Annotated in this window: 1 protein-coding gene; it reads left to right on the top strand. The window is 65.5% G+C overall.

Annotated features, from left to right (window positions below):
• Window positions 1–255: electron transfer flavoprotein subunit beta/FixA family protein (locus tag LE190_RS22350; protein ID WP_439847505.1), on the top strand; the 255-nt coding region annotated here is incomplete at both ends.

The following is a 255-nucleotide window of genomic DNA, read 5'->3' as shown; positions in this document are numbered from 1 at the left end:
AAACGGTCAGCCTGAACCTGCCGGCCATCGTCACCACCGACCTGCGCCTGAACGAGCCGCGCTACGTGACGCTGCCGAACATCATGAAGGCCAAGAAGAAGCCGCTGGAAACCGTCAAGCCGGAAGACCTGGGCGTCGACGTGAGCCCGCGCCTGAAGACCCTGAAGGTCACCGAGCCGGCCAAGCGCTCGGCCGGCGTGAAAGTCCCGGACGTGGCGACCCTGGTGCAGAAGCTGCGCACCGAGGCCAAAGTCA

Origin of the sequence: Massilia hydrophila (assembly GCF_020208145.1) — a bacterium.
Classification (GTDB): domain Bacteria; phylum Pseudomonadota; class Gammaproteobacteria; order Burkholderiales; family Burkholderiaceae_D; genus Telluria; species Telluria hydrophila.
Note: the sequence above shows the minus strand (reverse complement) of the source record. Positions and strands in the feature narration are given on the sequence as shown.